Origin of the sequence: Pseudomonas sp. TMW22080 (genome assembly GCF_022496745.1) — a bacterium.
GTDB lineage: Bacteria > Pseudomonadota > Gammaproteobacteria > Pseudomonadales > Pseudomonadaceae > Aquipseudomonas > Aquipseudomonas bubulae.
The window spans coordinates 95,140-109,731 of record NZ_SCFF01000007.1 but is presented as its reverse complement, the minus strand read 5'-3'; the positions used below and the strand labels follow the sequence as shown (position 1 = coordinate 109,731).

General features: G+C 50.4%; 11 protein-coding genes. 6 read left to right on the top strand and 5 right to left on the bottom strand.

Annotation, left to right across the window (positions count from 1 at the left end):
- Window positions 1-356: 356 nt before the first annotated feature.
- The 3 genes from EQV96_RS22395 to EQV96_RS22385 are packed head-to-tail and all read right to left on the bottom strand — an operon-like array spanning window position 357 to window position 3,283.
- Window positions 357-1,046, bottom strand: a complete 690-nt coding sequence (locus EQV96_RS22395) for a hypothetical protein (RefSeq protein ID WP_240882430.1) — start codon at window positions 1,044-1,046, stop codon at window positions 357-359.
- On the bottom strand, window positions 1,033-2,139 hold the full coding sequence (locus EQV96_RS22390; RefSeq protein WP_240882429.1) for a hypothetical protein: 1,107 nt from the start codon (window positions 2,137-2,139) through the stop codon (window positions 1,033-1,035). Before EQV96_RS22390 ends, EQV96_RS22395 begins: the two co-directional genes overlap by 14 nt.
- Before the next feature lies 1 nt (window position 2,140).
- Window positions 2,141-3,283, bottom strand: coding sequence for a hypothetical protein (locus EQV96_RS22385; RefSeq protein ID WP_240882428.1), 1,143 nt, complete (start codon window positions 3,281-3,283; stop codon window positions 2,141-2,143).
- A gap of 530 nt (window positions 3,284-3,813) precedes the next feature.
- On the opposite strand from EQV96_RS22385, the gene EQV96_RS22380 reads away from it, so the two are divergent.
- The 5 genes from EQV96_RS22380 (at window position 3,814) to EQV96_RS22360 (ending at window position 11,720) form a co-directional block, all read left to right on the top strand.
- Window positions 3,814-4,950, top strand: a complete 1,137-nt coding sequence (locus EQV96_RS22380; protein ID WP_240882427.1) for an HNH endonuclease — start codon at window positions 3,814-3,816, stop codon at window positions 4,948-4,950.
- 752 nt (window positions 4,951-5,702) lie between these two features.
- Window positions 5,703-7,460 (top strand): ATP-binding protein, encoded by a 1,758-nt coding sequence (locus EQV96_RS22375; RefSeq protein WP_240882426.1) that lies wholly within the window; start codon window positions 5,703-5,705, stop codon window positions 7,458-7,460.
- Window positions 7,432-8,865, top strand: a complete 1,434-nt coding sequence (locus tag EQV96_RS22370) for a UvrD-helicase domain-containing protein (RefSeq protein WP_346769641.1) — start codon at window positions 7,432-7,434, stop codon at window positions 8,863-8,865. Before EQV96_RS22375 ends, EQV96_RS22370 begins: the two co-directional genes overlap by 29 nt.
- Window positions 8,866-9,800: 935 nt before the next feature.
- A complete protein-coding gene (locus EQV96_RS22365) occupies window positions 9,801-10,544 on the top strand; it encodes a hypothetical protein (RefSeq protein WP_240882424.1) in 744 nt (247 codons plus the stop codon).
- A 720-nt stretch (window positions 10,545-11,264) separates the two neighbouring features.
- The gene (locus tag EQV96_RS22360) at window positions 11,265-11,720 is read left to right on the top strand and encodes a nuclear transport factor 2 family protein (RefSeq protein WP_240882423.1); all 456 of its coding nucleotides are present in this window, start codon (window positions 11,265-11,267) and stop codon (window positions 11,718-11,720) included.
- 13 nt (window positions 11,721-11,733) lie between these two features.
- Here EQV96_RS22360 and EQV96_RS22355 read toward each other — a convergent pair whose 3' ends face one another.
- Complete coding sequence (locus tag EQV96_RS22355; RefSeq protein WP_153400498.1) at window positions 11,734-12,936, bottom strand: NAD(P)/FAD-dependent oxidoreductase; 1,203 nt, start codon at window positions 12,934-12,936, stop codon at window positions 11,734-11,736.
- 202 nt (window positions 12,937-13,138) lie between these two features.
- On the opposite strand from EQV96_RS22355, the gene EQV96_RS22350 reads away from it, so the two are divergent.
- The gene (locus tag EQV96_RS22350) at window positions 13,139-13,702 is read left to right on the top strand and encodes an Rrf2 family transcriptional regulator (RefSeq protein WP_095002523.1); all 564 of its coding nucleotides are present in this window, start codon (window positions 13,139-13,141) and stop codon (window positions 13,700-13,702) included.
- Here EQV96_RS22350 and EQV96_RS22345 read toward each other — a convergent pair.
- Window positions 13,623-14,558: an EamA family transporter gene (locus tag EQV96_RS22345; protein ID WP_130872490.1), complete on the bottom strand. Its 936-nt coding sequence runs from the start codon at window positions 14,556-14,558 to the stop codon at window positions 13,623-13,625. The genes EQV96_RS22350 and EQV96_RS22345 overlap by 80 nt on opposite strands.
- Window positions 14,559-14,592 lie beyond the last annotated feature (34 nt).

Sequence of the window (14,592 nt, the reverse complement as noted above, 5' to 3'; positions counted from 1 at the left end):
TCTTGATCCCGCTTATAAACCCAACAAATACAGACAAAGACAATCCGTATTTATTAGTATCCATTACCGCACAAACAATCAACAGAACTTTTCCGTCTAATCAATAACTTATCGAGTTAGTACGTTCTTGAAACCCTGCTCGCTGGGCACGCAAAAAAAACAGTTCGTCATCTATCTCCGGCCGGCGAGCATAATGAGCTACCGTTACCTCCCTCTAAGACCTAACAACAAGCCAGGGTATTAGTCGAGTTAAGCGGTGGGCGAATAAACGATCAAAACGTGTTGCTGCTCGCGCTGCAAATCTTGGGCTATTATTAAGTAGCCCATGCGACTCGCAATGCAAGCATCACAAACAATCACTTATACAAATCACTTACAAAGCTTGTAATGATTTCCTCAAGAACCTTACTTTTAACGCCTGTTATTCCGACAACACCACTTGCTTTGATCTCTAGCTGTGATTTTCTCCCATGATCAGTCAGGGAGAAACGTGCTCGTTCGATAAGAATATCTTGAGATGGAAAATGATGCTTCAGATCGGACAGAGCATTTGAACTGCTAAGCAATTCAATATTAGCGGTACTATGATTATCCAATGTTAGATTCGATGCAAAAACTTTCGTAGCCACTAAGGCCTGCTCGTTATAATGAAGCTTTACATACTGCCCAAATCTCTCAACATCTAGGACTATGGACGCAGCAAAAAAACCGTTTCCAACTAGCGCAGAAAATCTCTTAACAAGTGCATTGACGCTGCGCGACGGATTTCTAAGCGCCAACACATATATCCCACTAAAATTTGAAACAGTTAACTCAGTGGTCCCGTATCGTGTTGCAATAATTTCTTGAACATTCCCAAACGGATCTGTAATTTGCTCTTTCGTTATAATCTTCTCAATAAATTTTGCCTCGATATGATTTTTAGAGAAAGAAGTAACTTCAAATCCATCTTGCCCATCGCGAGAAAATGGCGCATCCGCTAAGTGGCGGTAAGTTTTTTCCAAACCATCTGGAAGATTGATACGTAGGAATTTAATCTTCAACATTTTTTCCTCCGGATGCTTTGTCAGAAATCAAGGTAACAACCATTCGAGCTTTAGCCTCCAGATTCTGAAGAAAGAGCTTCTCCTGAGTATAAGTAAGCATTGTCCTGCCGACAGCGTAAACCCCTTGCGACTTATATCGATAAAATCCTTTGGTCATATAGGAGAAATCTGCACACGCTTGTGGATTCGCAAACTGCGCCTCGCACTCAATCATGTCACTACCTACAATCGACTCCTTGCATCGCCATACGATTTTCCAGATGTAAAATCCTTTTTCGTAAAGTCCGTGCAACTCCTCAGATTGTAGGACCCCCTCACCCTTGAGTGATGCTTTTGTTATATGAACGCCGAAGTCTACCTCATCATCCTCTTCATCCGAAAACTCTTGATCACCATCACTGCTTACACTTTTCGGATGATACACATACACATCAGTTACGTCATGAAGGACATTATTGCCGATTTGCTTAATCAGGGTAGTAAAGAACTCAGTTCTTAATTCTGGCGACTGAATATGTTCGAGTGTAATCTCATTAAAAGAAACCTCCGCGGACGACTCTGCTTGAATTTTTTGCAGCAGGTCTTCTTTCCACCCACTGGCATCTTCATTTAAAGGAGTACGAAGAGTAAAACCCTGCTTATTAGACTCTATGATTAGCACAGCCTCCTTATTAACTGTTTGCCGCAGCTCGCTCTTTTCTAGATGAAGCTTAGTATATTTTATTGTTATTTCAATATCGCCATTCGCAAGAATATTACTATCCGCTCGATTCCCTTCTGAGTTAATCTTACTGCACAACTCTTGCGCCGCAATTACCAACTCATCACTAGTTACTGAATTCGAGATTTCACAGGAAGTAGATTTTTCACGCCTAGTTGCCGTACCTAACGTTTCGTATAGCATTTGAAAGTCATGATAGCCATGAGTAAGCCTAGAGAAATACTCTGCCAAGTCACGTCGACTAGTGTCTTTGGAGATCAGAATCCCACGAGAGAAAAACAGATCGAAAATCTCGTGAATAGTTACTTTTGAGTTGTTTATAGCGTCGAATATTGCCTTATCGCTCACGCTATACAAATGCCCTGTTTTCATTCTAGACCCTCCAGCCTACGTCAGTCGCTGAGAATTTTTTCTGTGCAACCTCGATCAACTTCAACTCAATACGATTTAGTTTCTCTATTTTATAATGGTCAAACCCCCAATCTTCCGCATATGTCGCCTTTGCAGCCTCGAAATTACTACGGAGAGCATCCGCTGGAGAATCATGAGCTATTCGTAGTCGCAACGAACAGTCACGATCAAGCATTTGAAAGCTTGATAGAGTGTCAAGAAGGTATATGAACTCTTTGACAGTAGAACCCGACCTATTATAGTAGACGACAAAGCCATCTCCATAGCGATCCTCTAAAGCGCTAGTCCTTTCATTATACTTTTTTATCGGCCCATGCTCAATTATAAGATAAGGCGCAGAAAGCAGCTCAATTGTTGCAGGCCTAACCTCTTTGGGCAACTTGGTCTTATGGAGAGTTAGCTCGGGATAATAAAAAAAATATTCCGTCTCAGGAAATGTTCCTTCTGCATGTAAATTCGCAGAGTCGTTGATAATGGACAGCATATAGTTAATTATTTTTGGCTCAATAATATGAAGCAACTGACCTTTACTGATAGGCAAATTAGTTATATCGATCTTCCCTTGACCTTTATCTCCACCCTCTCCAGGAGTACTGCGAAAAATATCATAGAAATTTTTGTCATAATCACCATCATGATTATATACAAATAGCAAACCCCGTATATCGGCATCCTCTGTAAAGTTGTACTTAGCCTTCCAATCCGGGCTAGACCTAGCACACTCGATAGTATTACCAAGCGACTTCAAAGCATTACGAATCATCGTTTTCGATATAGAGTTCGTCTGGTAACTTTTGAGGTCGGTATTAAGCATCACACGCTTAGCTGTATATGGATCAACATAACTCAAAATCACATCTACTGGATGATTGTGCGATTTAGGTATCGTATCCTCCACCAGTACATTTCCATCATCCTGACTAGCTTCTTGTGTAGCGTCCCCTCCCACCTTACGTTTTCGACGAGGTGTAGAGTGCTTTTCTACTTTAAGACATTTAAAATTTTGATCTACAAGAGGAAATTTCGTCCACTTGAACCACTTAACCAAGTCATTGGCTACTAAGTTTGCCATTTCAGCAATAGCCGATACTTCTCCGCCCGCCATATCTAACTCCATTTATTCTGTTGGCAATCTTTAACACTTTTTAATTTTAGCCTGGAGATCTTCTTAGATTCTAATCGCTAAATCTCGCATTTATTCTTCAATAAACTGTGTTCGTTTACTCCAAAACCTTCGCCTGATTTTTAGATCTCCAATCTCGCGTCAATGAGTCTTCAGCGCTGGAGATGTGACTCTACAAGGTTTTGGAGGCACAGTAATATCACAGGAGAGCTCACTATAGAACAAATTGCCTTAATAGAGTTGGAGCCGGTAGGTTGAGCTAAAAAGCCCTAATTGAGGCCACACGCGCTCGACGCTAGTACGCCGCAATGCTGGCTCGGTGCATCGTGTCTACGGTCCGATACTGGTCTTGAGTATGTAAAAACGCAGATGACGTCTAGAGTGCGTAATTGCATTGACTTGACCACCCATTTGCATTCGACTTGACCAGTCGTTTGCATCGGATTTGACCAGCATTCGGTCGTCTCATGCTTAGTCTCATGCAGTAAAATCAGTTCAAAGGTGAGGGGAATTTGGTAGACCATAAGAAGTGCGCGCTTTGCCCAAACACCTTGTCAGCCAAGAATAGGACGAAAGAGCACATCATTCCTAATGCGATTGGAGGCAGAAAAAAGACGACAGGCTTTATCTGCAACTATTGCAACAACAACCTTGGTGAACGGTGGGATGCTGAGCTTGCTAGGCAACTCAATTGGTTCTCTTTGGCAGTAGGGATCAGCAGAGAACGGGGTGAGCCGCCCAAACAGATCGTACAAACCATCGATGGCGACAGATACTGGTTGCTCAGTGACGGATCCTTTACTCCGGAGAAATCTTCTTATTCGGAAGTGGATCTTGACGGCGCGACCAGAATAGATTTGACAGCCAAGACCATTGACGAGGCGAAGCAGCGGCTCAAAGGTATTGCTAGAAAGTATCCGAAGTTCGATGTTCAGAAGGCTCTCAAGGAATTATCTGTAACGACTGACTACCTTGATTCGCCGCTTCATGTTAGCTCGTCTCTAGGCGGACCCAATGCTGGAAGATCGCTGGTTAAGACGGCCTTTGCCTTTGCATCTGAGTGTGGCATCACGCATGAGCAGTGTGAAAAAGCGCTGGAGTATCTGCTGAATCCAAATTTCCAGACCTTTCCGTTTGGTTTCGCTTACCTGTCCGACCTGGTCGAAGACAGGCCAACCGATAAGATTTTTCATTGCGTTTCGTTGCACGGCGATCCAAAGAAAAAGCGTCTGTGGTCCTACATAGAATATTTCGGGATGTTCAGGCTCGTTGTTCTTCTGAGCGACGTATACGACGGCCCCTATAAGAACGAGGTATACGCCATCGATCCGATCAAGGGAGAACGGATTGCCGTGAAGATAACGACGCAAATCAGTGAGGCAGAATTCACTGCACTGATGGTAGGAGAAGGCTTCGATCAGGATAAACACAAGGCAGCTGCGGACTACGCTCTTCCAATCATATTGGATAGGGGGAGGAGCCGAACCTTGGAGCGGACGGTAAAGGAAGCCTTTGAGCACGCCGCGAAGCGGCTTGGAATAAAAGAGGGGGAGATTATTCCCAAGGAGAAGGCTGCGGAATTTACCGGGCTTATGATGGAGAAACTTTCTCCGTTCATAGAACACTTGGTTCGGAATGGTCGTTCGTAAGCAATCTGCTCGTGTGAGGGAACTCTATGCCCTGATACCCAATGCAGCAGAAGAAGATATCGTGCGGCTGGTCGATGCATCCACCGTCACCAATCTGCTCCGCTGCCGACGTACAACTGAGCCCTCCCCAATGTCAGCTATGGCCGATAACCGCTCGCCAAAATTGCAGTGTGCGCGTCTACGTTAAATCTGAAATTTATCGGCACCTCAACAGATGTGGATTTTACTTAGAAGCGCGATTTCCAGTCCGGTTTTGAGTACCTGTAGCGCTGAAAAACGTTTTTATACAGCCTCGGCCGATTTCTGCTGGTCAAGGCCACCCAGTGTGCTGGTCAAATCCGATGCAAACGACTGGTCAAGTCGAATGCAAATGAGTGGGCAAGTGCAATGCAAAAGGGTGGTCAGATGGAGTGCAATTACTCACTAGAGCGCCTGGGCTGCCACGTAAGATCTGCCAACACCTTAGGTTTGTCGGTAGACCTAGAATTTGCATAGGAACGCGATTTCCTCTTTTACTCTGAGCCTCGTAACTGCTTTAGAACGTTTCTTTTGACAGCCTAGGCCAATAGCGTTCATTGCCTTAGCATCCAGGAGGCCCGACGGGGGCAGCTAGCATCGATTGGATTCCACGCCCTGCATTAGTTCGTCCGAGCCATACTCTCGACATGGAACATGCAAGCAGCCAGAAATGTTGGTGATAAGACTGTACCCTTCAAAAATAAATATATGGTCACATAGCAGGAGGCTCGGGCATGGCAAGAATACGGTATGTCGAAATTCAAAACTTCCGCGGAATTGAACAGCTGAATTGGGCTCCCAATGAGGGCATCAATTGCCTCATCGGGCCCGGGGATAGCGGAAAGACGTCTATTCTCGATGCAATCGAAGTCTGCATGTCGGTACGCCGCAGTGTAGAGTTTTCAGACGCCGACTTCTTTGGAATGGATGTTTCCAAGCCGATCATTATCAGAGTGACCATTGGCGCGCTCCCAGACCATCTGATGGATTTGGATAGTCACGGTGACGTACTGCGCGGCTTCAATACTGCTAGTCGATGTGTCGAAGACGAGCCTGGAGATGGTCTTGAAGTCGTTCTAACATTCCAATTGGTGGTCGGAGGCGACCTAGACCCAAAACGGGCGTTGTACTCCAAACGGACAGAGTCCGATGCTTACCAGCGTCAACTCCAATGGAAAGACAGAGCAATGCTTGCGCCGAGTCGCATTGGCAGTCACTCGAGCGCTAATCTGTCTTGGAGCAGAAGCTCTGTATTGGCGCGTTTATCGGAAGAGAAGCTTGCAGTCGGGAATGACTTGGTCTCAGCTGCAAGAGAGGCTCGGCTGGCTTTTGGGGACAAGGCTGGCGCCAACATTGGTGACATACTCGATCTAGTAACGACCAAAGCTAAGGAGATGGGTGTTGACGTCGGCGAGAGGGCTAAGGCATTGCTGGATGCGGAGGCACTTTCCTTCTCTGACGGGGCAATTACGCTGCACTCTGATAGCGGCGTTCCGTTACGCAACCTTGGTACGGGCTCCAGCCGCCTGTTACTGGCTGCTCTTCACCGGGAAGCTTCATCTGCAGCAAGCTGCTTGTTGGTTGATGAGGTCGAGCATGGACTTGAACCACATCGCGTGATTAGCCTACTGCACTCTCTCGGATCAAAGGATACGGAGGCTCCGCTTCAAGTCTTCATGACAACACATTCTTCGGTTGCGGTAAGGGAGCTCAGTGGTGATCAGCTCGTCATTGTTCGTAAAGTGGATGGCGGACAACACCAAATGCGTTCGGTCAGTAGCGAGGACGCAGTTCAAGGTGTTGCTCGGCTCTATCCGGAGGCATTCCTTGCGCGGACAGTGATTGTTTGTGAGGGCGCTAGCGAAGTGGGGCTCCTTCGAGGCATTGACCGATATCGGGTGTCGCAAGGAGAGCAATCTGCATACGCAAATGCAACTGCGTTTGTTGATGCCGGAGGAAGGAGTCCGGAGCATATCTTGCAGCGTGCACAAGTTTTCGCTCAGTGGGGCTATCGAACAAAAGCGTTCTTAGACGCAGATGTTGTCATTCCACAAGAGGCCAGAGAGGCAGCGGAAGCAGATGGTGTCACGGTTTGTACTTGGGGCGAATCTCTTGCACTCGAGGAGGCCTTGTTCAGATGGCTGCCTGACAATGGTGTGGACGATCTGATTGAGCTGGCGATTGAGCTCAACTCAGAGGAGTTAGTCGGCGGGGCTCTAGAGGAGGTTTCAAAGAAGACGTACGACTTGGAGAAAATATTAAGCCTTGTGCGCGAAGATGCCCAGTACGAAGACGAAGAACGGGCGTTTTTGGGTAAGGCTGCCAAGCTCTCAACAAGGGACTCCAAAGTTGGACCGGGTCGCAAAGGCTGGTTCAAATCCATCAGCAAGATGGAGTTGGTAGGAGAGAAGGTAGTTGGTCCTTATATCAGTGAAGCCGAGCCGGAGCTAAAACGGCCGATTAATGAATTGTTCAGGCGGCTCTATGTGTGACGGCGATTTGGACATTCTCGCGTACCGTCGTGGGAGCGTCAGCGCCCCTGCTGGATGTGGCAAGACGCAGCTCATCACCTCTGCACTCCTGCGAAGTGAAGATAGTAAGCCTGCCCTTGTGCTAACACATACCAATGCGGGGAGAGCCGCGCTCGAGCAGCGCTTGAAGAGGCTCGGCGTAAGCGGCACTACCGCACGGGTGGCAACACTGGATAGCTGGGCCATTCGCTTGGTTCAGTGCTTTCCTCAGCGCTCAAGTCTCACACCAGCTGTCCTTCGAGTGCAAGGAAACAGTGCAAACTATGCAGAAATTCGGCAAGCCGCACTGGATATCCTTAAAGCAGGTCACATAGATAAGATTGTCTCAGCGACATATTCGCGAGTCATTGTGGACGAGTACCAAGATTGCGGAAAGTTGCAGCACGAGATGATTCTCACGCTTGCTAACTTACTTCCAACGGTGGTTCTGGGTGACCCTCTTCAGGTCATCTTTGACTTCGCCGGCCCAGTTGTCGATTGGCACAAAGATGTAGTAGCGGCTTTCCCCCCTCTGGCGTGGAAGCCGGAGCCTTGGCGCTGGAACAATGCAGAAACACCAGAAATTGGCGATTGGCTTCTCAACTCCGTTCGACCTTCCCTGAGTCAACCTGGGGCCTCTATTGACCTTTCCAAGGCTCCAAAAGGGGTGGAATGGATTCGCCTTGAAGGCACGACGGCTCAGATGAACGAAACACGTCTTGCCACTGCAAAGCGAAAGTTTGCAGGCACAGCTCTCATCATTGCGGATTCGAAAAACAAGGAGAGTCAGTGGCAAACCGCTCGCAGAGCACGCGCGACCATGGTTGAAGCTAATGACATGATGGACTTCATAAAATTCGCTGCAACATTTGATCCTCATGCGCAATCGTCTCTGGACGAGGCGGTGCACTACTTTGGTAACTTACTGTCGGGACTGTCACCAGAAAATCTGATTGCCCGGACGCGCTCGCTTGATGCAGGGAGGGCAAAAACGGAGGCCAGCCGTATCGAAGAGATTGCGCTCGCGTATCTGCGAGCTCCGTCTCATCGAAGTGCCGCTGAGATGCTCGATGCCTTCTACGATACCGCCGATGTTTTCGCCTTCCGTCCAGACATCATGCGCTTGTGTTCAAAGGCACTCCGAGCGGTGAACGAGACAGTGACATTCCACGCTGCGGCGATGCGGGAACGAGAGCGCTTTAGGCACCTGCCTCGTACGATGCGCCCTAGGTCTGTAGGAAGCACCTTGTTGTTGAAAGGGCTTGAGGCGGACGTAGCCGTGATTCTTGAACCAGAGAAAATGAATGCAAAAAATCTCTATGTTGCAATGACGCGTGGCAGCAAACAGCTATTCATCTGCTCAAGCTCACCGATACTGAAATGCTAAAAACCGGTTCGCACCGATGCTCAGCCCTCAGAAACTGCTGATCGCAAACATGCTCCTCGACACGGCGAAGGTATTTTTCTACGCAGGTGGGTATTACTGGTTCTTACACGAATACTCGGCGGTGGCAGGTCGACGCTAGGTGTACTGGAGTCAAGGTTAGCCGGACGTCACCGTGGGAGCGGCATTAGCCCACGGTGTCTTGAACCCACAGTAGTAGTTGGTGCATGAGCGCTCCCGGAGGAAAACTGAACGACCACGATAACCTGACAAGTCCGGCTACTTCTGGCCGATTACTGCATTAGCTTAGGCTAATTTCCGGTTGATAAAAGACAACTCACGATCAGATTGCATGTAACACCTAAGGTACTGGTAACACTTGCCTATGAGTGTGCTTAACAGCGGTGTAACAATTAAAAAAACTAACAATATCAACAACTTAATCCAAATCGTAACACTAGTAACCTTTGTAACACAGCTTTGAGAGCCCCCCAATCCCCCTAAGCGATCACTCCTCCAGCGACAAGAACCAAGGCATTTCTCCGCGCGTTGAACGGTAGTGGGGACCCTGGGCATTTCGAGTAGGTACGGGGCAGGAAACCCGCACGAAATCGTCAGTGGCTGGGTTCCAAAGTTTGTTGACCACACTTGACCGGTTGACCCAGTTGACTCACCTAGGTGTTCACTATCAGCAACACATCAAGCGCCCTGCTGCGGGCCAAGACCCACCCCTCCTCTTTTCTTCAATACCTTTCAATTTCAACGATTGAAATTTCAATAAGCTGGGTGCCCTGCTGCTAAAAAAATCCCGCGGGTTTCCTGCCCCGTACCTGCTTTAAATCCTCAGGGGCCCCCGGCACCTTAGGATTTGATGGGCCACTAGCAAGTGGTCCCACGACTAAGTATGTTTCCCTCTCCATATCTAACAAGGAAGTACTGTGTTCTGGAGTAACGAGAAAATACTCAAGGTAGAGATGACGACACCGATCAACATTACGATGCCGCCAGTGAAAGTGATTGCTGATGCACCTGAACCAGCGGACCCTCAGGATGCAAAAACAAACACAGACCTAGCCTTTAAGCTACTCATCTACGGTGCATTGTTCCTACAAGCAGCCCTTATAGTCACCGGGTACTCAGTGCTCGTTGCTTACTACGAGCAATTTGGCATTGATACAAACGAGCTGACGTTAGGCACACCCACCCTTCTGCTCTACGGTTACGTGAATATTTTTAGCGATGCCTTAACCGCAGCAAGTCGTCTTCCTATCATTGGTCCTGCCCTACTAGCCCTCGTATTTGTAGGTGTTGCCGCGATCTTCATTGGGCTCATCACAAAACGCCTGAAGGGAGGGGTCATTATTGGCCTCTCCACCTGGATCGGTTTCTCCATGTTCTTAGTGTTTTTGGCGCCGGCAGCTGGAGTTCAGAAAGGCGTGGATATGGGTTTGGAAAAATTCGGTGAGCTCACGAACCAACCTGCACCTAAGGCTTTGGAGAGTACCCATACTGTTCTGACAGAAAAAGGAGGCAGGCTCACAGGCCACCTAATACTGGCAGATGCCTCGAATACCTTTCTGCTCGTGGATAGCACAGTCTTCAAAATTGATGGGGACACTGGTCGAGTCATCCGCGAAACTGAACTGCGAACCGTAGAACCAAGAGCCAAATCTAAGAAGTGAATTTCGTCTTTGTAGGGGTAGTAGAAAGCATCGTGTATCCCCACATGTATCCCTAAAAAAACATCACTCACCACAAGCCAATGATTACGGGCGCTAAAGCTTCTAGTTCAAATGACCCCGGCCCACCACTTCAACAAAAAAAGACGTCCTCGGACGTCTTTTTTTGTGCCTGGGATTCAGTGACATATAGCTCTTAAGAACGTCCCGAAATTCATAACGCCACGCAGGTCGCAAGCGGCCGCAAAAATCAGCTACAGGCTATGCATTCCGTTGGTTAAAGCCTTTCAATCACAGTCCTTCGCTTGTTAATGCGCTAGGTGCGTGTGATAACTTTTTCAAGTCAATGTTTTCCACCCTTGTGGGTACTTTTGCCATGATCAGCGGCCACCAGCATTCAAAAAACCTTAGCTTTGCGCAAATGATGAGCCTTAAAAGCAGCTCGCATGAACGCCAGGTTGATGCTGTCTATGCAGCGGCCCCTCAGATGCTTGAAATGGCAGCTGCCCGTGCCAAAGTCGCCCTTCGTGGCAGCTCTGCTTCAATCGCTCGCCCACAACGATTCTCTGCGCTCAGCAACTGATGCCCGATGCGGTAAACGAAGACGCCCCGTCCACCCTGCCCACCACAAATAGTCCAAACGAACGATGAGCCCCTCCCCCAGTCAGGCCGAGCATCAGCTCAGCGCCAACCCAACCGGCAGACTGAAATAGAGGCGACAAGATGGACATCAAACAATTGCTGCTTGAGCGCGAGCTCAATGCAGTCCTTTCTCGCTATGCACGGGCTTGTGATCAGCGCGACTGGGCTGCCATGGATGATGTGTTCCTCAAGGAAGCGACTGCCGACTATGGCGGTTTGCATCAGCTTCAAGGTCGCGGGCCGATTGTGGCCATGATTCGTGTGCACCTTGAGGGCTGCGGGCCTTCCCAGCACTTGCTCGGCAATCTGTTGGTCGAGTCCAGCGATTCAACGATCGTGAGCCGCATCTATGTCCGCGCAGCCCATCGCGGCGCCGGCAGTATGCAAGGCTTGACCTATGAATCGCTGGCCGAATATCAGGATCGCTGGGTTTCAACACCAGACGGCTGGCGTATTGCCCATCGGCGTATGGATATCAGCCACGAGCTGGGATGCCGCGATATCCTGCGCCCGGCCACTGAAAGCGCGCAGGGTTAAGCACCCTGATATTTCAGGCAATCGGAATCAATGGGTCCGCTGCCGCCCAGGCTACATCGCGGTCGGCAGCCGGCGGGTAGATCCACACCGTATTGATCTGTGTCTTCAACGATTTGCCTTCCTGGCGGGTCAACTTGACCTGGCGATCCCAGCCTTCGGTGTAGACCGCTCCCCAGCCACCCAGGTCCAGGCAGGTAACGTACTTGGGCTGGCTGTAGGCAACCGGGGCCACGCCCAGTATCTGCGCAGCTACGTTATTGCCCGCGTGGCGCCCCAGGACGATGGCGTGCTGGCAGGTCATCAGCGCATGGTTGCCCAGGTCATCCGTGGCGGCATAAGCCACGTCGCCGGTGGCGAAGATGTCTTGCTGGCCTATGACTTGAAGGTGCGCGTCCACATGCAGACGCCCAAGCCCATCACGCTCCCCCGGGATTTGCGCCGTCAGCGAGCTGGCCCGTACACCGGTGGTCCAGATCACTGTTTTCGATTCAATTCGTTGACCATCACCCAGGGTTACGCCTTGCTCGTCGACGGCTACCACAGACGATTTCAAGCGCCAGGTCACCCCCAGCTCATCGCTGGCTTCGGCGATCGACTGGCTGATTTCGGCGCCCAGTGAAGCCCCGACTTTTTCACCCCGATCAACGATGATCACTTCCATATCTGCATGCTCGCCCAGTATGGCGCGCAGACGGGCCGGCATTTCGGTTGCCGTTTCAATGCCGGTGAAGCCTCCGCCCGCCACAACCACCGTGTTGCGACCACGGCTTGGTGGTAGTTCTGCCAGGGATTTGAGGTGGTTTTCCAGGCGTATGGCTTGCTCGATCTGGTCCACGTCGAAGGCGTATTGCGCCACACCTTGGGTGTCAGGCAGCGCAAGGCCGCTGCCAGTAGCCAGGACCAGTTTGTCGTACTGATGAATTTGTCTGGCGCCTGCAGCATCGGTGTAAACCACATGTTTTTGCTGCACGTCGATGGTCTCTGCAGCGCCCTTGATAAAGGTGACACCTACCGCGTCGAGCAGTTCGCCAATGGGCGCGACCAGCCGGTGCGCTTCAGGCTCGTAAAAACGCGGGCGTATGCGCAGCTCGGCCTGGGGGGCCAGCACGGTCACTTCGACTTGGTTGTGGCCGTGAATATCCAACAGCCGCGTTGCACTCAAAGCGGTCCACATGCCACCGAAGCCTGCGCCAATAATCAGAATCTGCTGTTTCATTTTTTATCCCCTGATGAGAAGCCCGAGCAAAGCAACCCCGAATGACGATCACCACCGAACCTCAATAACGGCGACTATATTAGTCGTAGTTACAGAGAGCAATCTTTATTTGGGGTCCATGCCACTGCTGTCACGCCCAAGGAGCGTTGCTCGCCTGACTGATCACTGCTAAAATATGCGACTAATTCAGTCGGAGATTTTGATGTCTCTTTACAGCGCGGGCGTTGAGTACGGCATTCACTGCCTGCTCTTTTTGGTAGGCGATGGCGGCGAAAGCCGTGAGGCGAGCGTGCGTGATCTTGCAGAGTTGCAAGGCGTACCTCAGGACTATCTGGCGAAGATCTTCACCAAGCTGGCCAAGGCCAAACTGGTCGTGGCCACCGAAGGCGTGCGCGGCGGATTCAAACTGGCCAGGCCTGCTGACGAAATCAGCATTCTCGATATCGTCAACGCTATCGACGGCCAAAAGCTTATTTTCGATTGCCGGGAAATTCGTGGCCGCTGCGCACTCTTCGAAGGCTCGCCGCCTGCCTGGGCGCTGGACGGCCACTGTTCGGTTCACGCGGCGATGATGACAGCACAAAAGCGCATGGAAGAGGCCCTGGCCCAACAAACCATTCTTGATCTTGCCCGAAAGGTCGGCCGTAAATCACCCGCCGAGTTCCCGGCACAGGTCGGCAAATGGATCAACGATCGTCGAGAGAAGAAAAGCGCCGCGCAGACTTCTGACGACCAGGCCATCCCGGTAACTGAAATCTCGGACTAAGCCCCGGCCCTTTTACAAACCCCACTGCCAGCGCCGCCAATATCAGCACAATCGCAAGCCCTTCATTGAACCCAACCTTGTGCCCCAGCATCAGCATCGAACCTGCGATCCCGAAAACCGGAATCAGCAGGGACAGCGGCGCCACCCTGGATACCGGGTACTCGCGCAGCAACAGATTCCAGCCCCAGTAACAGAAATGCGTCGCCGCGTAGACCTGAAACAACAGGGAAAACAACGCCACCCACTCAAAGTGGGTGACTAAAGAGGTAAAAGGCGCAGATCCGTGGGCAAGCCAGGTAAGAGCCAACAGCGGCAGCGGCGCAAACACACTGGCCCACACCACAAAGGCGAACATCTCCCGCACTTTCGACTGTTTGATAATGACGTTGCCGATACTCCAGCTCAGGGCACTGATCAGCAACAGGCCATAACCCAGGGTCGTGCCCCGGCCGGGGCTGGCCACAATGATGCTGATCAACCCCAACAGTGCCAGCCCCATCCCCAGTATCTGGCCGAAGCCCAGACGCTCGCGAAACAGCAATACCCCCCAGCCCAGGGTGAAAAAAGCACTGAACTGGATCAGCAACGCAGCGGTTCCTGGGGGCACGCCCCATTCAATACCCAGATTGATCAGGGCCCACATGGCCACTCCAAAAATCAAGCCATAAGCAGCCAGCCACTTGATGGCAATCGGCGGCCGTTTGACGAAAAATACCCACGGCAACGCCGCAAGGGTAAAACGCAGCGCTGTTAGCAACAGCGGATCGATAGCTGCCAGGCCCAGTTTGGTGATGGGGAAGTTCAGCCCCCAAACGGCCGTCACCAGCACGGCCAGGATCAGATGTTTCTTTTGCATAGGTGGGGGGCTTCCAGTGGCAAGGCGGGCGGCG

What these genes read in the sequence shown, in the direction of transcription:
- EQV96_RS22375 (WP_240882426.1), top strand. Translation starts at nt 5,703, where the DNA reads ATGGCAAGAATACGGTATGTCGAAATTCAAAACTTCCGCGGAATTGAA.
- EQV96_RS22370 (WP_346769641.1), top strand. Translation starts at nt 7,432, where the DNA reads ATGAATTGTTCAGGCGGCTCTATGTGTGACGGCGATTTGGACATTCTC.
- EQV96_RS22360 (WP_240882423.1), top strand. Translation starts at nt 11,265, where the DNA reads ATGGACATCAAACAATTGCTGCTTGAGCGCGAGCTCAATGCAGTCCTT.
- EQV96_RS22385 (WP_240882428.1), bottom strand. Translation starts at nt 3,283, where the DNA reads ATGGCGGGCGGAGAAGTATCGGCTATTGCTGAAATGGCAAACTTAGTA.
- EQV96_RS22345 (WP_130872490.1), bottom strand. Translation starts at nt 14,558, where the DNA reads ATGCAAAAGAAACATCTGATCCTGGCCGTGCTGGTGACGGCCGTTTGG.
- EQV96_RS22355 (WP_153400498.1), bottom strand. Translation starts at nt 12,936, where the DNA reads ATGAAACAGCAGATTCTGATTATTGGCGCAGGCTTCGGTGGCATGTGG.
- EQV96_RS22390 (WP_240882429.1), bottom strand. Translation starts at nt 2,139, where the DNA reads ATGAAAACAGGGCATTTGTATAGCGTGAGCGATAAGGCAATATTCGAC.
- EQV96_RS22395 (WP_240882430.1), bottom strand. Translation starts at nt 1,046, where the DNA reads ATGTTGAAGATTAAATTCCTACGTATCAATCTTCCAGATGGTTTGGAA.
- EQV96_RS22350 (WP_095002523.1), top strand. Translation starts at nt 13,139, where the DNA reads ATGTCTCTTTACAGCGCGGGCGTTGAGTACGGCATTCACTGCCTGCTC.